Consider the following 18,236-nt stretch of genomic DNA (forward strand, 5'->3'; position numbering starts at 1 on the left):
AAATCGTTGTCTGGCGAACAAACCTTGAGGTGACGCCACGACCGCATCGACCGTACGGGTGCCGATGGCGTGCAAGAGCAATTGGTCACCCGATCGGTCGCTCTCCCTGAGCATTTCCTCGATCTCGGCGGCGGCGAAGTTCATGGCTCCGCTGGTCTCCGGCCGATCGGCATAGGGGCGATCCATGGCTGCAGCCCGTTCGACGGTCGTGCCGTCAAGGATCCATTTGGTGCCGCTCACCTCTATGCGTGGGCCGGGATGGCAGGGCAGGTCTGCCCCCTCACCAAGATAGCGCCCCTCGGGACCACTGGGCGGAAAGCGGATCACGCGCACGCGGATCGGCAGGTCTGCGGCCTTGAGCATATCGACATAACGCCCGGCGGGCGTCCACGACATGTTCTGTAAGGTGGTTATCCCGAAGGCAGCGCACTGTGCGGCGAGCAGACGAAGACTGGCAGCCCCCTCCTCGATCGTGGCCATCGACGCAAAGCATCGCTGGGGAGACCATTGCGCATATTCGTGAATTCGACCGGAAATTCCTCCTGTCCCGGGCAACCGGCTATAATGGCCGCCCAATGGGTCCGGCTCATGCTCATCAATGCCGAGCCGTGCCATGGCGCAGCTGTTGACGACATTGGTGTGATTGGTGAGCCCGAGAAGGATAACCGGATGATTGGGGGCGACCGCATCGATCCGCGTCCGATCGAACCCCGTGTCGTTGATCGTGGCCTCGCCCATGACGCCAAAGATCCAGGTGCCGTCCGCAGCATGGGCAACGGCCTCCCGGATAAGGGCCAGTGTCGTATCGGCATCGGGATTGGCGACGGGATCGATCGGCAATCTGATTCCGCTCGGATCAGGGGTATGATGCATGTGCGCATCGTTGAAGCCGGGAATGACGGTCCGGCCCGCCAGTTCCACCACGCGCGGTTTCCAGCCTGCATCGTTTAGACAGGATCGCACTGTGTTCGTCGAGCCGCGAGCGACGACTCTGCCCGCCCGTATGGCAAGCGCCTCGACCCAAGGACAATCGGGATCGGCGGTGAAGATCTTGCCATCGACCAGAACGATGTCGCCCGGAGCGTCCATCGAAGGGCGTCGACCGTGGAACGGGGCAGTGCTGTCCGAGGGGGGGGATTGCGCGGCCGACTGGGCGATCATGGCCGCACAGGCTGCTTCCTCAAGGGGGTCAAGCGATCGGCGGCCCAGCAGCTTGTCTATGAGCAGTGACTGAAAATAATCACCACGACAGGTCCAATGGTGGGCCTGGGTAAAGGGCCGGCTGTCCTGCCACCTTTCCTGCGACAAGCCGGTCATCACGACCGCAAGCTCGTGGACCGATGACAGGAACGCGGCGGGCGGCGCGCAGCAGCCACATGCGGAACCAGCGTCATTGTCCGGCACAGCCTTTTGATGCGGCCTGTGGACGTGCTCGAAACCAGACCCTTTAGCCAAAATGCCCAATGTCACCCCTGCCCCCTGATCCGGCTGTCCTGTAGATAAATGCATAGCTTGCGGTCTCGGCCATGCCATCACCTGGACATGACAAATCACCATCAAATACTGCCACCATCACGGTGGCACGATTTGAGCCAAAGCCGAGATTGTTGCCAGACCTTCCTTGTGTCACTGTGGAGGTCATCGAACAGGCGGAGAGGGGGCAATGGGAGAGAGAGACGCCAGACGCACGCGCGCGACGGAGAAAAAGCATCGCATCGTGGTTCTCGCCTTCGACCGGGTGACCTTGTCCGACATCGCCGGTCCGGTCGACGTCTTTCATCTGACGCGGGATTTGCTGGAGCAGATCGACGCGGCGGGCCGTTTTCCCCGCTATGAGCTCATCGTCGCTTCGCTGGAAGGTGGTCCTATTACCGCTTCGTCGGGCTTGCAGATCAACACGACTGCTCTGTCGGACCTGGCCGAATGTCCCATCGATACATTGATCGTACCGGGCGGCGGCCCGCCGAGCGATCCTCCGATTCCACCTGCGCTGGTAGACTGGTTGCGCCACGAAGGGGACAAGCCCGAGCGCATCTGCGCGGTCTGCACAGGCATTTTTCTCGTCGCTGAAGCCGGTCTTGCCGATGGACTGCGCGCCACGACGCATTGGCAAGCGGCGAGGGCTCTCGCCAAGCGCTTCCCGCAGATCCTCGTCGAGGCAGATCCCATCTTTCTTCGTGACGGCAAATTATGGAGTTCGGCTGGTTTTACCGCCGGGCTCGACCTTGCTCTGGCCTTGCTGGAACAGGACTATGGCCACAACGCCGCCATTCAGATGGCCCGTAATCTGGTCATGTTCATGAAAAGGCCGGGGGGGCAATCGCAGTTTTCCGCACCGCTGGCATCCCAGGCCGCGGGTGATGTCACCTTCGACAAGCTGCACGCCTGGATCATGGATCATCTGTCGGATGACCTGCCGGTGGCGCGCCTGGCCGAACAAGCGGGAATGGCACCGCGCACATTCTTTCGGCGATATGTCGCGCAAATCGGACGCACCCCGGCGAAAACCATCGAACTATTTCGTCTGGAGGCGGCCTGTCGGCAGCTCCGTCTGCCAAACCAATCGCTGAAACAGGTGGCATTGGCGAGCGGCTTTGGGGACGAACAAAATCTGCGCCGCGCCTTTGTCCGCTGCTTCGGCGTGATCCCGCAGCAGTTTCGAGACCGCTTCGGATCCTACACGCAGCATTGAGAAAGGCGTGCCTTCGTTGGCACGATTTGACGCTGGGATGTCATTGCGCCTCGGTGGGAAAGGGCGTCACCTGCCCATCACATCCACTCCGGGGTGACGCGCAGCTCTTCGTGCGTCGCCCTTTCTTTGGGTTGAGGGCTTGAACGCCCAGCGTCGGAGGTTGCAAATGGCGAGTGGTCTGGTGTGGGACGAACGTTTCATGTGGCATCAGAACGATCCCACGGCGGCTTTCCTCATTCCGGCGGGGGGCTATGTTCAGCCTGGCCAGCATGTCGAAAATCCAGAGACCAAGCGGCGAATCAAGAATCTGCTGGATGCATCGGGGCTCAGTGCCCAGATGGTCTCCATCCCCGCCCGCATGGCAACCGATGAGGAAATCCTCACCGTCCACGATGCCACATTCCTGGACCATCTGAAGGCGCAGGATAAAGCGGGAGGCTCGGCCGGTATGTTCTCTCTTTTTGCGGCCGGCGGTTTCGATCTGATACGCCTGGCCGCAGGCGGAGCGATCGAAGGGCTCGATGCGATCATGTCGGGCCAGGTCAAGAACGCCTATGCGCTGATACGCCCCTGCGGTCATCATGCGACCGCGAATGCAGGCATGGGCTTCGCGTTTTTGAACAACGGTGCCATCGCGGCGCACCGCGCGCTCGAAACCTATGGGCTGGGCCGCGTCGCAATCTTCGATTGGGACGTGCACCATGGCAACGGCACCCAGTCGATCTTCTGGGAGGATCCTCGCGTCCTGACGCTATCGATCCACCAGGAAGCGTGCTTCCCCCCCGAAGGCGGCTGGGTCGATGAGATTGGGGCCGGCAAGGGCGAGGGCTATAATTACAATATCCCTCTTCCCGCCGGATCGGGCCATGGAGCGTATGCCGCTGCCATGGAGGATGTGATCGTTCCCGCGCTGCGCGCCTTCAAGCCCGATCTGATCATCATCCCGAGCGGCTTCGATGCCGGTGGATTTGACCCGCTGTCGCGTCAGATGCTTTCGAGCGACGCCTTTCGCCAGATGGCCCGGCAGGTCCTCGACATCGCGGACGAACTCGGACATGGGCGCGTTCTCGCTCTCCACGAGGGCGGCTACAACGCATATACGGTTCCGTTCATGGCGTTGGCCGTCATCGAAGAGATGACGGGCATTGCTTCGCCGGTTGAGGATCCGTTTCTTCCAATCCTCGCCAATGCCTATGGTCAGGCGATCAAGCCGCATCAACGCGAGCCCATCGATGCGGCACGCACCCTTCTCGATCGATTTTCGCCGCGCTGGTGAAGTCCCGTCGCGGTGGTGCTCCCATCCAAACTGCGCCGAGCCGACGCTGCCTGGCAGTCTCCTCCCTTCAAGAAGCAGAAAGGTTCATCATGAGCTACATCTTCATCGAACTGTTCAACTATACCGAAAAATGGCGTGGAACGGATGAGGACACCCGCCGGTCATTCATCGCCGGCATTTCCGGCTCGCTCGATCGGATGCCCGAAATGGGCATCGAGATCATTGCCTATGGCTTCAACGATCGTGATACCGATCAGCGCGCGCCCTATGATTTCTTCTGCGTTTACAAGGTGCCCAACCGCGACATCCAGGTCGGTTTCGAGACCAATGTGCGCGCGAGCGGATGGCTCGATTATTTCGAGCAGGTGAACATCCGCGGCGTGGCCCAGACCGGCTACGAGATTCTCGATGCCAATGTGCGGCTCGAATTGCCCGCGGAAGCAGCCTGATAGATGGCCAGCATCTCATCACATGAGCATGGGCCTGCGCATCACGGCGCAGGCGCCTTGGCGGGTATCATCTTCAGTCTGGTTTCGCTGCCGCTTCACCTGCTTCTGACACCGCAGCAATCGATCGAGATTGCCAGCATGGTCGTTGCGGTCATCGGCGCGATCTATGTCGCTTTTGCGCTACAGAAGGGCTCGTTCAGCCAAATCGTGATCGAGGTGCTGGTAGCTTCCCTGTTCTTCGGGGCGGCCCTGGCGGGCCTGTGGTGGAATCCCTGGATCATCCCTGCCGCCTACGTCGCCCACGGCTTTTGGGATGCACTTCATCATTTCAAGCGGCACAGCCTTGTCGAAATACCCACCTGGTATCCGGCCTTTTGTGCCGCGTACGATTGGCTGTACGCGGCAGGTCTTGCCGCAGTCTGGTTCTTTGTGGTCGGCGTCTGACAACCGCTTCATCCGATGAAGGTCGTACAAGGCGAGCGGGCAACCGCTCGCCTTTTTCATTGGTGGTAACCGGCATTCTATCTGCGTGCTGCATCGCCAGCCCCTCCGTTATGCGAATCGCTCAACCCTGCGCACTGACGGCGAAGCGACGATCCTAACGGTCCAGCAGGAGGGTGCGCGTTTCGAATCAAACCCGAGACCCACGAAAAATGCCTTATTCTCTTGGATTCTTGGTTTCGGCATCGATTGTCGGATGATGAGATCCTCGCTTGACACCTCCCCACAATAGGTGACAAAACAACTATAGATAATGCTACTATGTTTCACCTTAGGGTTGAGAAACAGCTCAAGGGATCGGGCCAACGTGCCGCAATCGCAACGAGGACAGCAACGCGCCTTGCGCGGTGTTCAGCAAAAAGGGGAAGGGGTTATGAAGTTCCAGAAATCGCGGTTCCAAGCGAGCCGTGCGAGTATGTTCGTAATCGGCGCGCTGATGGCCGGCGCGTTCGTGCCGACGGGCGCCCATGCGCAGCGTGAGGCGGAGGCATCTGCAACCGGCAGTCCTGATGATATCGTCGTCACGGCTCGCCGCCGCTCGGAGAACCAGCGCGACGTTCCCGTCGCCATTTCATCGGTCAGTGGCGACCAGCTGGTCCGCGCCAATATCGCAGCCGTTCGCGATCTGGTCGTGACCCAGCCCGCGCTCTATTTCAGCTACGGCTCCGCAGCACCGTTCACGCTCATTCGCGGTTTCGGTTCCGGATCGAATATTTCGTTCGATCAGGCGGTCGGCAAATTCGTCGACAACATTGCCTACAACCGCGACCAGGATGCCCGTCTGCCCTTGTTCGACATCGAGAGACTGGAGGTCCTGAAGGGGCCGCAGGTGCTTCTATACGGCACGAGCACGACGGCGGGCGCTCTCAACATCACCACTAAGAAGCCCGGCGATACGTTCGCTGCCGATCTTTCGAGCTCCTATGAGTTCAACAACAATGAGCTGCTTCTGCAGGGCGGTGTGACCACGCCGTTGACGGAGAAGGCAAGCGTCCGCGTCGCCGGCTATTATCAGCGCCTTGCCAAGGGTTGGGTGCGCAACGACCTGACCGGTACCAACGACCCGCGTGACAAGAATTACGGCGTCCGCGGCACTGTCCGGCTCGAACCGACCGATGCGTTGACGGTTTTCCTCAAGGCGGAATACACCAACGTAGAACAGCGCGGCGGTCTCTTGCAGCCTTACGCGCAAACGGTAATTCCGGCCGTAGCCTTCCCCGAAATCCGTTTGGATGACCATCGTTCGGTGAGCAACGCCGGCGCTCCTTACGGGGCTCTCGACTTCGTCGATATGCACAACGAGACCTATCAGTCGGACGTGCAATGGAAGCTCCTCGGCGGAACGCTCGCGGCTACGACGGGCTATCGCAAGAGCTTCGTGCGACAGAGCGCCGACGCCGACGGTTCCAACCTGCCGCTTTTCCAGGGGGTCCCGACATCTTACTATAAGCAGTTCAGCCACGAGATGCGCTACTTTGGCGAAGCTGGGCCGATCGAATATGTCGCTGGCGGCTATTTCGAGTGGAACAAGCTCAACATCACCAGTCCCTCGCAGTTCAACATCCAGCCGCTCGGTGCTCCGGTTCCGCCGGTGGGCCGCATGGCGACCCTGGATCAGAGGACTCACACCTACTCAGGCTATCTGGACCTGACCTATCACGTCACCAGCCAGCTGAGCGTCGAAGCAGGCGTCCGCTATTCCCGGATCAAGAAGACTGCGGATCAGGAAACCTTTGCCTATAGGGTTGTCCCCGGCTCGGCCAACTACACCCTGGCTCAATATCGCGCCTTGCAAGACAGCTCGCTCAACCCGACCTTTTCGCGGTTCGGCGGCGCGCCGCATTCCTTTGTCGGTCTCCGCAACAAGGAGGGGCATTGGCAGCCGCAGGTCGTCCTCCAGTACAAGCTGGATCCCCGATCGATGGTCTACGCGAAATATGTGAAGGGCGCGAAGGCTGGCGGGTTCGACTATATTTACTCCGGTACGAATCCCGCCCTGGCACGCTTCGATTCCGAAGCCGCGGAATCGTTCGAAATCGGTGCGAAGGGCCTGATCGCCGATGGCAAGATCGAGTTCGCCATCGACGCGTTCCGGACGACGTTCACGGACCTTCAGGTTTCCATCTATGACGGCGTCGCGACCTTCCTGGTCAGCAATGTCGGCAAGGCCCGCACCCAGGGTGTCGAGGCCGAGGTGACTTGGCGGCCCATGCCCGGGCTGAGCGTCAATCTCAACGGCACCTATCTCGACGCGAAATATATCAGCTTCCCCGGTGTCGCGTGCTATTATGCCCTCCAGGTGCTTACGCCTGCAGGTCAGGTCTGCCGCCAGGATCTCTCGGGCACTCGTACGCCGATGTCCTCCAAATGGGGCGGCGGCGCTCGCGTGAACTACGAACATCCGCTGACCGGCGATCTCCTGATGACCGAGGGAGTGGAAGTCAGCGGCCGCACTGGTTTCAACGCGGGCACCATCAACAACCCGCGGCATTATCAGAAGCGGTTTGCGCAGCTGAACGCCCAAGTGGGCATCAAGGCTGAAAATGGTCCTTGGGAAGTGGCAATCTTCGGCAAGAACCTGACCGACAAGCAGTATATGGAGTTCGCTGCGCAGACGGTGCTCACCTCTGGCGGTGAATTGGCCTCGATATCGCGGGGTCGCCAGATCGGCCTGCGGTTCGGCATCCGTTACTGAGCCATCTAGAGCGGCTGACGATCCGATTGCATCGGATTGGTCGCTCTAGCTTATTGTCTTACCGCGATTTCCGAGGCGGCAGGTGATTTTCTGTGCCCAGAGATCGCTCTAGGCATCACGCTGAAACTGGAGCCGGTCGGTTATCCGACCGGCTCCTTTTTATTCAGGCTGGTGGGGCTCGCATGTCGGCGTCTGCGTTGAAGTAGCCATGTCGCACGAGGTCATTCTTGTCCGGCACCATTGTCGGTCCGTTCCATTCTTTCGTGGATGCCGTTACGCGCTGAACGGTTGGGCGGGCCCGGCCTCGACAGCTGCGGCATCACGCTCCTCTGGGGAGAATGCGCCTGAGACCATATCAAGCCTCCGCCTTCGAGCGGCTTCCAGGCAGATGGAAACATCTGCCGGCTCGGCAATCATTGCAGAATAAGAAGCTGGAGCGGCTCACGGAAAAGCGGGGCCGACGGTTCCGGCTCGCAGCGCAGCAACCCGACGAGACAGCAATCACCTCAGTCTGCGTTTCGTAGCCTCAGAGATGGGGAGTGCTCCGGCCAGAGTCTAGACGAGGCCGTGTGCGCGCTGGCCAGCCTTGTTAGCCTCGGAGAGGACAGACTCTCGTTCACCGGTCTGGTAGATTCCGCCATGTTGTCCAGATTTCGCCGCCGTCGTGATGCGGCGACTGAGGTCTTTTTTGAGGAAGCTTCGAAGTCGGGCGCCGCGACCATGCGGCGCCTGATCGTGTCCGAACTTTACCCCTTTCACGACAGGGCACGTCTCTGGCCTGGCGTAATGCCCATTCAAAGGCTGCATGAATTCCGGTTTCCTACCTGCGCTCGAAGCGCCCGCGGATCGCATAGATAAGTGCGGCAGCGGCACAGAACACGAGAGCGTTGACTACGAAACCCCAGAAGAAGCCGCCGGTTTCGTCCTTGATCCATCCGATGATGAGAGGAGCGACCGCGCCTCCGAGGCTTCCGAGCATTGCTATCATTCCGATCGCCACGGGCGCCGATGCACGCGGCAGATAGCTTTGCGGGATCGTCCAGAAGATGGCCTGCGTCGCATAGACGCCAGCATTGGCGACGGCAAATCCGATCAGGGTTTGGGTCGTCGATCCAGTCCCGTAAGCGGCGATCACAAATCCCGATGCAGCCAGCAAAAATGCGCCGGCAGCATGGCCGAACCGTTCCTTCTTGCGATCCGAGCGCCGGCTGAACCAGTACATGCCGGCGATCCCGCCCAAGGCCGGGACAGCTGTCAGAACCCCGGTGATGCCGAAACCAAGTCCTTGTGCGTGGAAGATTTGCGGCAGCCAGACGGAGACGGTCAACAATCCCGTGAACAATCCGAAGTTGCACATTGCGAGAAGCCAGACCTCTGGCTTGGCAAGCGCTGAAAAGGTACCGGCACTGTGAGGATGCGCCGGCGTCAACTGAGCCTCGAGCCATGCTTTTTCGTCAGCGTTCAACCATTTGGCATCCTTGGGGCCATCACTGAGCAGAAAATGGCAAGCGATGCCGAGCAGCACTGCCGGAAGACCCTCGAGGAGGAACAGCCAGCGCCAGCCGGCAATTCCCGCGATACCGTCCATCGCCAGGATGGCGCCGGATATGACCGAGCCGAATATATAGGCCGCAGGAACCGCGAAATTGAACATCGCATTGTAGCGCGCCCGATAGGCGACCGGGAACCAGAAGGTCAGATAGAGCATGACGCCAGGAAAGAGTCCTGCTTCAGCCGCACCCAGTATCGCGCGCAGCACGTAGAAGCTCTCCGCTGACCATACGGCTGCCAAGGCTGTGGTACACAAGCCCCACAACACCGCAATCCGCGTCAAGGTAAGCCGAGCGCCGAAGCGGGCGAGCATCATGTTGCTCGGCACCTCGAACAGCGAATAGGTGAGATACATGGCTCTGTTGCAAAAATCGTGAAGCTTGAGCATGCTTGGCGGAGATTGGACGGACGGAACGATGACGGATTTCAAGTGGCGCCATTTCCAGGGTGATGTGATCCTGTGGGCGGTGCGCTGGTATTGTCGCTATCCGATCAGCTATCGCGACCTTGAGGAAATGCTGGCGGAACGCGGCATTTCGGTCGACCATACGACGATCTATCGCTGGGTCCAGTGCTACGCCCCGGAGATGGAGAAGCGGCTGCGCTGGTTCTGGCGGCGTGGCTTTGATCCGAGCTGGCGCCTGGATGAAACCTACGTCAAGGTGCGGGGCAAGTGGACCTACCTGTACCGGGCAGTCGACAAGCGGGGCGACACGATCGATTTCTACCTGTCGCCGACCCGCAGCGCCAAGGCAGCGAAGCGGTTCCTGGGCAAGGCCCTGCGAGGCCTGAAGCACTGGGAAAAGCCTGCCACGCTCAATACCGACAAAGCGCCGAGCTATGGTGCAGCGATCACCGAATTGAAGCGCGAAGGAAAGCTGGACCGGGNCGCAACAGCCGCTCGGTGATGACGGTCAGCGGCTCGCCCCCTTCCTCAACGCTAAGCTGACGCAAGGTGCGGTGCATGTCCTCGGGGATATGGATCAGCACGGCTTTCTTGCCGGGATGGCTGCTGCGCCGTGCTGGGCTGTCGGCCGGAACGCTGCGCGCGCCCTCCCCTGCCCCGCGCGCGGCCTTCGCCGGCGCCGGCGTTCGCGCCGGTGTCGGCTGCGCCACGGCTGCGGGCGCGATCGGGCTGGGCGCGGGCGTCTCGGTTGCGGGTTCGTCGTCAAAGATGCCGGCCAAGGCCGATGGTTTCTTCGCCATCACACTACCTCGCTAATTGGCTTATTCGCATAGCCGCTTAGTCGCTTAGCTTCTTCAAATGCGGCGCGCAACTCGGCCGCCGCCTTCCCTTCGGGGTCCAGCTCGATCGCGGTCTTGCCGATCGGCGTCGCCTTGTAGAAATCCTTGCGGAAATGAAGCGCGGTGTCGAACAAGGTGACGCCCTTCGCGGCGAAGCCGGCGCGGGCCTCGGCGCCCTCCCCGCCCTGGTGCGGCACTTGGGTCAGGATCACCGCGAACGGCGTTCCCGCCTGCTGCACCTGCTTGACGGTTTGCAGGACGGAATGAACGTCCAGCCCACGCGGCGCGACCGGGATCACCACGAAATCGGCCTGCTCGGCCGCGAGCATGGCAATGTCTTTCGAGTTCGCCGGCGTGTCGATGATGATGAGGTCCACCTTGCCGCTGTCGCGCCCGCGCGAGACGTGCAGCGGCAAGCCCGCAACGCTGCTATCCTTCACCATTACATCTTCGGTTTCCCGGCGCTCGGACCAATAGAGCGCGGACCCCTGCCGGTCGTCGGCATCGAGGATCACGACCGCCGCTCCCTCGCGGGCGGCTTCCACGGCAAAGGCGGTCGCGATGGTCGTTTTCGACTGACCGCCCTTCTGCGCGATGATAGCCCAAGTTTGCATGATGGCTCCTGCTAAGCGATTATGCGGCTTATATCGCTTAGTCGCTAAGCAGACAAGCCGCGTCATTAATCGCTTAGTCGCTTAATCTTCGCCGCCCTCGCCTTCGTCGTCATCCAACGGCTCATGCTCCATCCGCCCATGCCCCTCGATCGGGCAGAGCGGCGCACCGGCCTGTTCCAACCATTTGCGCGCGGTCCTGACGGTATAGCCGCACGTCGCGCACTCGCATTTGAGCATCCGGGTTTTCTGCTGCTTGGGCGCGGTCGACGCCCCGTCCGTGTCGAGACGGGCATGGGGGAGGGGGCCAGCGGCATCGAGGATTGGCGCGACGGCGGCAAGGAACGCCTCGCCGGGGGTGGTGGCGCGCATCGGCCCGACAAGCCCCAGCCCCAGCGCGACCCGTTTAAACGCCGCCCCATGTCCAGCCGGGATGCCGACGGCGGCATGGACCAGCTCATGCGCGAGGATGGCGGCGATCTGCGACGGCATCGCGCCGGGCGCGTGCGCGAGGTCGGGGCGGATGAAGATTTCAAAATGCCCGTCCGCGCTCAAGCGGTTATCCCAGCACTCGCCGATCGCCTTGCCCTTGCGGCCCGCGCTGGTAAAGCCGATCGCGACGCGCACGCGCGAGGGCAGGGGGGCATCCAGCGCCTCGAACAGCGGCGCCATCCCCAGCGCCACCCGGTTGAGCCAGCTTTCGCGATTGTCCTGCGTCATGCCTTCCACTCCCTTCAAATCGCCCTTCGGGGCGATGGCCTCTCGCCATCGCTCCCGAGCTCGCGCGGAGCAGCCGGCGAGAGTGGGGGGCAGCGGGCATCGACGGGGTGGTGCGGGCGCAGGGAGCGAAGCGACTGAGCCTCGGCCCGTCTATTCCCGTTGCGGGGGAGAGGCGGCCGGGACCGCCTTTCCCCCCGAACGAACATCGACGCCGGCGCACGCCGGCACCATGCCCCGAGATCCACTTGCGATCTCGGTCCCGCCATGCGGACCGTCACCTTCGGCCAAGACCGCTTGCGGGCTTGGGGAGCGAAGCGAGTAGGGCCACGGTGCCGCGCAGCGGCAGGCGCATCCCGTTCAATTGAAAGTGTTGCTCAATTGAGCTACATTGCAGACTTGACCAAGGAGGTTCTCATGGCCGCAACCGCTTTCGTGCGCGCGCGCATCGATGAAACATTGAAGGATGAAGCCGCCGCCGTGCTGGCCGAGCTGGGGCTGACCGTCTCGGATGTGGTCCGCATGACCCTTACGCGAGTCGCAAAGGATCATGCCTTACCGTTCGAGCTGAAGGTTCCGAACGCCGAAACGCGCGCCGCGATCGAGTCGTCCCGCGCGACGCTGAAGGCTCGCCGCGCCCGCTTCACCGATCCCCAGGAAATGTTCGATGCCCTCGACCAAGAAGCCCGCCAGCAGTAAGCGCGCTTCGTTCCCGCGCGAGGCGTCCTATGAAAAAAGGTTCGTCAAGGATTGGGAACGGCTGTCGCGCAGCGGGCGCTACAACATGCAGCAGCTCAAGGAAGCGATGATGCTGCTCATCGCCAATGATGCGCCGCTAGGCCCGGAGTGGCTGGATCATTCGTTGAAAGGCGATTGGAGCGATCATCGCGAATGTCATATCGGCGGTGACTTTCTACTCATCTATACGATCGAGGGGAATTTGGTGAACTTCGTGCGCGCCGGCACCCATTCGGAACTGTTCGAGTAGGCAGCGCGACAGCGGAAAATTTGGAAGGTAGGCAATGAGCGCCGACGACATGAAGGTCGAAACCTTCGCCTGCGTCTTTGACGCAATCGCCGATACGCCGGAGGAAGCGACGGAGTTGCGGACGCGCGCGGACCTGATGCGGAGTGTCACCACGCGGGTGAAGTCGTGGGACGTGCCGCAGAGCGAGGCCGCCAAGCGGCTCGGGCTGACACGGCCTCGCCTCAACGACCTCCTGCGCGGGAAGTTTAACAGATTCTCGCTGGATGATTTGATGACCGTCGCGACGGCGGCAGGCGTCGAGCCGCCCGCCGCGCGCAAAAGCTCGTGGGACGATCTGCGCGGGATGGTGAAGGGTAACGGAAAGCGGTTCACGATCGAGGAAATCAACGATGCCATCGCCGAAGCGGGCGCGTCCGCCGGCGTGGCCGGGATGAACGACCATGACGGGGACTGATCCGAACTGCGAGCCGTTTTACCAGCCGATCGCGCCCGCCGAAATCAGGCGGATTCGCCAAGATAGCGATTTGAGCCAGGCCGGGTTTGCCCGCTTGCTCGTCACCCACAAGCGCACGGTCCAGCGCTGGGAGGCCGGCTCGATGCGACCGACTGGCGCCTCGCTCGCTCTGCTGACGCTGGTGAAACGGCGTGGCATCCAGATTCTCACCTGATCGGCACCGTCGCGAGCCATGAGGGCCATATTCATCCGCCACGGCGAAAGCACCGGCAACGCCGGCGTGCCGTGCCATGACCTCGCGGCGATCGAGCTGACGGAGCTGGGCCACGAACAGGCGAGGGCGGTCGCGGCGAGTTGGACCGAAACGCCGGCGCTCATCGTCACGTCGCCCTACACGCGCACCCGGCAGACGGCCGCGCCGACGATCGCGCGCTTTCCCGGCGTGCCGGTCGAAGTGTGGCCGATCGAGGAATTTACCTATCTCCAACCGGCGCGCTGGAACGGCACGCGCAGCGCCGAGCGGATGCCGCACCTCGAACGCTATTGGCAGGACGCGGACCCGCACTATTGCGACGGGGAGGGTGCGGAGAGCTTCGCCACGCTGCTGCGGCGCTGCGAGGCGGCGCTGTCGCGGCTCGCCGCCATGCCTGCGGGATCGCTGGTCTATGTGTTCGGGCCTGGGCAGTTCATCCAGGCCGCGCGCGCGATCGTCGCCGATGCCGATCTGGACGAACGGGCCAAGATGCGGGCGTTCTGGCGCAAGGGCGAGCCGCCCGCGATCAGCAACGCGCAGCGGGTAGGATTCTACTGGCAGGGCGGGCGCTGGGAATATGCGCCGGCTATGGGATGAAATCCGGCGTTGGGGCGCTGCCCGCCGTCCGCAAGATTATGGCTCTCCGGAGTTGCTGCACGACTGTTTCATTCAATAGTTAATGGTATCGCTTGCGTAATCATTCATAATGGTTAAGCGGGCATCATGGGCCGGGAGAGGGTTCAACAGATCGTCACGCCGCAAGGCGACGTGCTGGTCGTCATGCCGCTGGCGCAGTTCGAGCGCCTGTCGGCAGCGGCGGGCAGCTTCATGCTGAACGCGACGGCGAACGACGCCGGACCCGAGCAATTTACCCCGCCGCCCGAAGTGCGTGCGGCGATCGAGGCAGGCGAAAGCCCGCTCGCGGCGTGGCGTCGCTTTCGCCGGATTTCGCAGGTTGCGCTGGCGCGCGCGGCTGGGGTGTCGCGTTTCACGGTGATGCGGATCGAATCGGCCGGCGCCGGTGCCGGCAACCGCCAGAGCCGGCGGCTGCTCGCGGCAGCGCTCGATGTACCTCCCTCGGCGATCTGATCGGCCGACGCCGGCACCTGCAGATCGACTTGTGGTCGCTCGGCGTAATGATAGCATATGGTTATGCGAATAGGCTTCTGGATCAGCTTCGCCATTTCGATCGCAGCTCTACTGATAGCCGGAAACGAGCTGCTTACGGTGTTTCACAACGCGCCTCAGTATGAGACATTCCAAGCCGATCCGTTCCCAGCTTATTCTTTTCTCTTCGTGGTATGCCTGCTCGCTCCCATCGCTGGATTCAAGTGCGCGAAGGAAGGTGCGCTCAAGGTCGCGATAGCGTTATGCCTCGCGTCGACACCGCTGCTCATCTACACTTGTTTGCACGTCTCCAATGCGGTCGAGCGCGCTTGATATCGAAGTAATGAGTGGCGAGGATGCCGGCGATTTGCCCCAAGCGGGCGGCAGATTTCAGGGAAGCCGAACGCACCCCTTGACGAACACAGTTGGTCGGAAACGGCCGTAATCCTCAAATCAACACCCGCTCCACCTCGTCGAGCGTCACGTCATCGGGCCTGTGATCGTAGAGCTGGGTGGTGCGGGTCGAGCTGTGGTTCGCCATCGTCGCGGCCGTCTCCAACGTGCCGCCATTCTTCAGATAGGTCGTGATCCCGGTCGCACGGAATGAGTGGTTGCCGATCGCGGTGCCGATCCCGGCTGCGCCGGCACGCCGGCGCACCATCGCGAACGCATTGGCTTGGGGCAGGGGGGTATCGCTGAGGCGCCTGGTGCCGCGCGCGATCGTGCGGAACAACGGCCCCTTGCGATCCTCGCGCAAGCCGCAGCCGTCGAGATAGGCGGCCAGATATTCCTCAAGATTGTGGTGGCAGGGCATTTCGTGGCGCTTGCCGCCCTTCTCATGCAGGCGGACCCATAGCCGCCTGTTCTGCATGAACACGTCCTCGACGCGCATCCCCAGCGCCGCGCCGATCCGGGCGAACGAATAGACCATGAGCGCGATCAGGGCGCGGTCGCGCAGGCCGGCCGGGGTGGCAACGTCGATCGTGTCGAGCAACCGCCTCGCCTCGTCGGGGGCCAGCACCGGCGTTTTGCCGCGCCGCACGCTATGCGCCGGCCCGCGCACCGATCCGGCCGGGTTCGCCGGCACGGCATGGCCCGTCACCAGCCAGTCGAACAGATGCTTCACGGCCGCGAGCTGCTGCTTGACGCTGGGGGCCGCCACCTCGCGCCCCAGCGCCTCGACCCACCCCGCGACGTGGAGCGGCTGCACGCCGGCGAGCGATGTGACGCCGCGCGCGGCTACCCAGGCGAGGAAATCGCCGGCCGCACGCGCATAGGCGCGGCGCGTATGCGGGTTGCGGATCGTCACCGCGAAAAACTCAAGGAAGCGGAGCCGCGTCGCCTCGTCGGCCGACGCGATCAGCGCCGGCAGCGCCGGCGAGGGGAGAGGGGCGAGCTGGGTCATCGCGCGATCTTCTCCCATCGTGCCGGCTCGGGGCGCGGCTTCGCCAGCTCCCGGCGCAATTCATCGAACACCTCGGCCGCGTCGTGGAGCCGGCCCGCCTTCGCATCCTCAAGGCCGCGCTCTATCGAGGCATCCAATGTCCGGCGTAGCAGCTCGTCGCGCAAATCGCGGTGCTGCTCCATTTCGATGAAGTTCTGGACGATCAGGAACACCGCCTCGGAAGGATCGGCGAACCTGCCCCGCTCGATCTGCGCCAACAGCCAGTCTGCGATTTCGCTGATAAGATACACCTCGAACCGCAGGCCACCCGCGCGGGCCTGCTCGCGTAAGCGCGCGGCCTGAGCGCGCTCGGCGGGGTTGTCATCGGCCAGCTCGTCGTCGGTCATAGGGGCCTCCTTATGCGGTGGATCTCCGGAGCCGTTTAAACGGCCTCGGCAGGATCGCCGCGATAGCGCACCCAAAGGTCGTGCATCGCGTCGCGATAGCCCCGTGTCGTGGTCGCCGCTTCGGTCATGCAGCGGCCTCTATGTCCGTCACCGGGAAGTCATTGCCTTTGAACAGCAACGGTTCGCCGGTGGCCTTCGCCAGCGCATAGGAAAAGCAATCACCGAAATTCAGGCCAGCCTTGTGCCGGCCTTTGCCGAAATCGAGGAACGCTTGCCGCGCCAGCTCGCCATGCTCGACCGTCACCGGCTCAATGGTGATGCCGGCGCGCCGAAAGAAGGCTTCAGCCTGGCGCATCCCCTCGGGACCAAGCTGGTTTTCAACGACGATCGACAATTCGACATAGCTGGCGACGCTGATGCGACAGGAATCGGCATCGTGGATCGCTTGCGCGAACGCCTGCGCCTCCGGCTCGCGATAGAGGATCGCGACCAGGGCCGATGTGTCGAGGATCATTTCGGCAGGCCGCTTTCATCGTAAAGCAGTTCGGCATGATCGGCATAGGGACGCTTCACATGCGCGGCGGCGCGATCGGCGATGGCAAGCAGCTCCGCGACGCTGGCCTTGCCCTTGCTGCGCTCGATCCGGGCGAAGCGGTCGCGCAGCGCCTCGGTAACAACGCGGGTCATGCTCTGACCGGTCGCCTGGGCGATGGCATGGGCGAGCCTATGGGCTTCGGGGTCTTTGACATTGAGGCTCATTGCCACGCTACTCCTTTCTAGAAAATCATCTCTCTTTCTACCACGCCGCGCCATGGGGTAAAAGGACATGAGGAAATGTATGATAAAGGACATTATCATATATAGGAGGGGTGGCGATTCCGTCCGTCGCGCGCATCCGATTTCTGCATCAGGCGATTGTATCGGGTAATGGCCTTGGACAAGATAGCAATATGATCGGATTTTTGCTCGCCCTTGTTGCCGCTTCTCCCCCTGCATGCCAGCCGCTTGCCGGTGCGGACGCGCTCGCCCAGCAGACAAAGGCACGCTGGATCATGCTCGGCGAGAGCCATCACGGCACGGTCGAGCAGCCCCAAGCGGCGATCGACGTCATGTGCGCCTTCATGAAAGCGCACCGTTCGATCACGATCGGGATCGAGCATTCGACCATCGAGCAACCGCTAATCGACGCATATTTGAAGTCGGACGGGGGATTTGTCGCACAAACGACCCTCTTCCAAGGCACAAATTGGGATCCGAGGTATCAGGACGGCAAGGGCAGCCAAGCGATGCTGGGCCTTTTTGACTGGCTACGTCGTAATGTGCAGGCAGGACGTATTCGCAATGTCGTGGCCTTTTCTGGTTCGAGTGTGAATGGCGATGCCAGCGTAAATATCGATGCGGATTCCAATAGGCAGATGGCTGAGAACCTTCGGGCCGCACAAGCAGCCAACGGGGGAGTGGTCATCGCTCTGACAGGGGCGGTCCACGCGCAGAAGATCGAATATACCGATACAAAACGACCGTTCGCGCCGGCTGCCATGCTTCTTCCTCGGGACGGCACGATCAGCATCCTGATCGAAGGAGAAGGCGGCACCACCTTCAATTGCGAGGATCAAGGGTGCCACATTTATCCGGTCGCGGCGAGACCGCATGTAGCGCGCGCCTTAACAATGAAGCCGGCCGAGCCCGGATTCGATGGGGTCTTGGAGTTAGGCAAGCCTGAGACAGCGTCCAATCCAGCAAATTCCAACTGACGTCGGAAAACTCCCTTTAATCGCCAGAAGCTGCCTGTCGCCTAACCACCCCCCACCAAGCCATCCCCGAGCGATGCAAAACTTTTGATTTTCGGATCATGAAGGGCTTGGCTGGGTGGATTCTTGCCCGGCAGGTTTGGAGCGGCCATGCT

The 18,236-nt window shown here is 62.0% G+C and carries 22 protein-coding genes and 1 pseudogene; 15 read left to right on the plus strand and 8 right to left on the minus strand.

Features of this window, described 5'->3' with window-relative positions; genetic code table 11:
- A partial coding sequence (locus FE851_RS23975) for an amidohydrolase family protein (protein ID WP_186378976.1) occupies positions 1-1,404 on the minus strand: 1,404 nt, incomplete at its 3' end.
- Positions 1,405-1,663: 259 nt separating this feature from the next.
- Here FE851_RS23975 and FE851_RS23980 point away from each other — a divergent pair.
- From FE851_RS23980 to FE851_RS24000, 5 genes are all read left to right on the plus strand, one after another.
- Entirely contained in the window at positions 1,664-2,692 is a 1,029-nt protein-coding gene (locus FE851_RS23980; protein ID WP_145206810.1) for a GlxA family transcriptional regulator, read from the plus strand.
- A gap of 166 nt (positions 2,693-2,858) precedes the next feature.
- A complete protein-coding gene (locus tag FE851_RS23985) occupies positions 2,859-3,968 on the plus strand; it encodes a class II histone deacetylase (RefSeq protein ID WP_145206811.1) in 1,110 nt (369 codons plus the stop codon).
- 89 nt (positions 3,969-4,057) lie between these two features.
- Positions 4,058-4,417 (plus strand): DUF6616 family protein, encoded by a 360-nt coding sequence (locus FE851_RS23990; RefSeq protein WP_145206812.1) that lies wholly within the window; start codon positions 4,058-4,060, stop codon positions 4,415-4,417.
- A gap of 3 nt (positions 4,418-4,420) precedes the next feature.
- Positions 4,421-4,861: a DUF6010 family protein gene (locus tag FE851_RS23995; RefSeq protein ID WP_145206813.1), complete on the plus strand. Its 441-nt coding sequence runs from the start codon at positions 4,421-4,423 to the stop codon at positions 4,859-4,861.
- Positions 4,862-5,291: 430 nt separating this feature from the next.
- On the plus strand, positions 5,292-7,613 hold the full coding sequence (locus FE851_RS24000) for a TonB-dependent receptor (RefSeq protein ID WP_186378977.1): 2,322 nt from the start codon (positions 5,292-5,294) through the stop codon (positions 7,611-7,613).
- A gap of 820 nt (positions 7,614-8,433) precedes the next feature.
- On the opposite strand, the gene FE851_RS24005 is transcribed toward FE851_RS24000, so the two are convergent.
- Positions 8,434-9,594, minus strand: coding sequence for an MFS transporter (locus tag FE851_RS24005; protein ID WP_145206815.1), 1,161 nt, complete (start codon positions 9,592-9,594; stop codon positions 8,434-8,436).
- Here FE851_RS24005 and FE851_RS24010 point away from each other — a divergent pair.
- Together FE851_RS24010 and FE851_RS26415 are read left to right on the plus strand one after the other, a co-directional pair.
- Positions 9,581-10,042, plus strand: a pseudogene (locus FE851_RS24010) (IS6-like element IS6100 family transposase); the annotation flags it as partial. The gene FE851_RS24005 and the pseudogene FE851_RS24010 overlap by 14 nt on opposite strands.
- Before the next feature lie 86 nt (positions 10,043-10,128).
- Positions 10,129-10,386, plus strand: coding sequence for a hypothetical protein (locus FE851_RS26415; protein WP_186378978.1), 258 nt, complete (start codon positions 10,129-10,131; stop codon positions 10,384-10,386).
- Here FE851_RS26415 and FE851_RS24020 read toward each other — a convergent pair.
- Complete coding sequence (locus FE851_RS24020; RefSeq protein WP_145206817.1) at positions 10,370-11,023, minus strand: ParA family protein; 654 nt, start codon at positions 11,021-11,023, stop codon at positions 10,370-10,372. The two genes, FE851_RS26415 and FE851_RS24020, sit on opposite strands and share 17 nt — an antisense overlap.
- A gap of 81 nt (positions 11,024-11,104) precedes the next feature.
- Positions 11,105-11,740 (minus strand): transcription elongation protein SprT, encoded by a 636-nt coding sequence (locus tag FE851_RS24025; RefSeq protein ID WP_145206818.1) that lies wholly within the window; start codon positions 11,738-11,740, stop codon positions 11,105-11,107.
- Positions 11,741-12,154: 414 nt separating this feature from the next.
- Between FE851_RS24025 and FE851_RS24030 the strand changes: the two genes are divergently transcribed.
- The 7 genes from FE851_RS24030 (at position 12,155) to FE851_RS24060 (ending at position 14,872) form a co-directional block, all read left to right on the plus strand.
- Positions 12,155-12,436: a type II toxin-antitoxin system RelB/DinJ family antitoxin gene (locus FE851_RS24030; RefSeq protein ID WP_145206819.1), complete on the plus strand. Its 282-nt coding sequence runs from the start codon at positions 12,155-12,157 to the stop codon at positions 12,434-12,436.
- Positions 12,405-12,725: a type II toxin-antitoxin system YafQ family toxin gene (locus tag FE851_RS24035; protein WP_145206820.1), complete on the plus strand. Its 321-nt coding sequence runs from the start codon at positions 12,405-12,407 to the stop codon at positions 12,723-12,725. Before FE851_RS24030 ends, FE851_RS24035 begins: the two co-directional genes overlap by 32 nt.
- 34 nt (positions 12,726-12,759) lie before the next feature.
- A complete protein-coding gene (locus FE851_RS24040) occupies positions 12,760-13,179 on the plus strand; it encodes a helix-turn-helix domain-containing protein (protein WP_145206821.1) in 420 nt (139 codons plus the stop codon).
- Positions 13,166-13,393, plus strand: coding sequence for a helix-turn-helix domain-containing protein (locus tag FE851_RS24045; RefSeq protein WP_261371176.1), 228 nt, complete (start codon positions 13,166-13,168; stop codon positions 13,391-13,393). Before FE851_RS24040 ends, FE851_RS24045 begins: the two co-directional genes overlap by 14 nt.
- Before the next feature lie 18 nt (positions 13,394-13,411).
- The gene (locus tag FE851_RS24050; protein ID WP_145206822.1) at positions 13,412-14,029 is read left to right on the plus strand and encodes a histidine phosphatase family protein; all 618 of its coding nucleotides are present in this window, start codon (positions 13,412-13,414) and stop codon (positions 14,027-14,029) included.
- A 126-nt stretch (positions 14,030-14,155) separates the two neighbouring features.
- Entirely contained in the window at positions 14,156-14,521 is a 366-nt protein-coding gene (locus FE851_RS24055; RefSeq protein ID WP_145206823.1) for a helix-turn-helix domain-containing protein, read from the plus strand.
- Positions 14,522-14,584: 63 nt separating this feature from the next.
- Positions 14,585-14,872 (plus strand): hypothetical protein, encoded by a 288-nt coding sequence (locus tag FE851_RS24060; RefSeq protein WP_145206824.1) that lies wholly within the window; start codon positions 14,585-14,587, stop codon positions 14,870-14,872.
- A 115-nt stretch (positions 14,873-14,987) separates the two neighbouring features.
- Here the strand turns inward: FE851_RS24060 and FE851_RS24065 are convergent, their stop codons facing one another.
- From FE851_RS24065 to FE851_RS24080, 4 genes are all read right to left on the minus strand, one after another.
- Positions 14,988-15,944, minus strand: a complete 957-nt coding sequence (locus FE851_RS24065) for a tyrosine-type recombinase/integrase (protein ID WP_145206825.1) — start codon at positions 15,942-15,944, stop codon at positions 14,988-14,990.
- Positions 15,941-16,330, minus strand: a complete 390-nt coding sequence (locus FE851_RS24070) for a CopG family transcriptional regulator (RefSeq protein WP_145206826.1) — start codon at positions 16,328-16,330, stop codon at positions 15,941-15,943. Before FE851_RS24070 ends, FE851_RS24065 begins: the two co-directional genes overlap by 4 nt.
- 124 nt (positions 16,331-16,454) lie before the next feature.
- A complete protein-coding gene (locus FE851_RS24075) occupies positions 16,455-16,844 on the minus strand; it encodes a type II toxin-antitoxin system VapC family toxin (protein ID WP_145206827.1) in 390 nt (129 codons plus the stop codon).
- Positions 16,841-17,089: a type II toxin-antitoxin system VapB family antitoxin gene (locus tag FE851_RS24080; protein WP_145206828.1), complete on the minus strand. Its 249-nt coding sequence runs from the start codon at positions 17,087-17,089 to the stop codon at positions 16,841-16,843. Before FE851_RS24080 ends, FE851_RS24075 begins: the two co-directional genes overlap by 4 nt.
- 191 nt (positions 17,090-17,280) lie before the next feature.
- Here FE851_RS24080 and FE851_RS24085 point away from each other — a divergent pair, with 191 nt between their 5' ends.
- Positions 17,281-18,084 (plus strand): hypothetical protein, encoded by an 804-nt coding sequence (locus FE851_RS24085; protein WP_145206829.1) that lies wholly within the window; start codon positions 17,281-17,283, stop codon positions 18,082-18,084.
- Positions 18,085-18,236: the final 152 nt, after the last annotated feature.

The organism is Sphingobium sp. B2, assembly GCF_007693735.1.
Taxonomy (GTDB): domain Bacteria; phylum Pseudomonadota; class Alphaproteobacteria; order Sphingomonadales; family Sphingomonadaceae; genus Sphingobium; species Sphingobium xenophagum.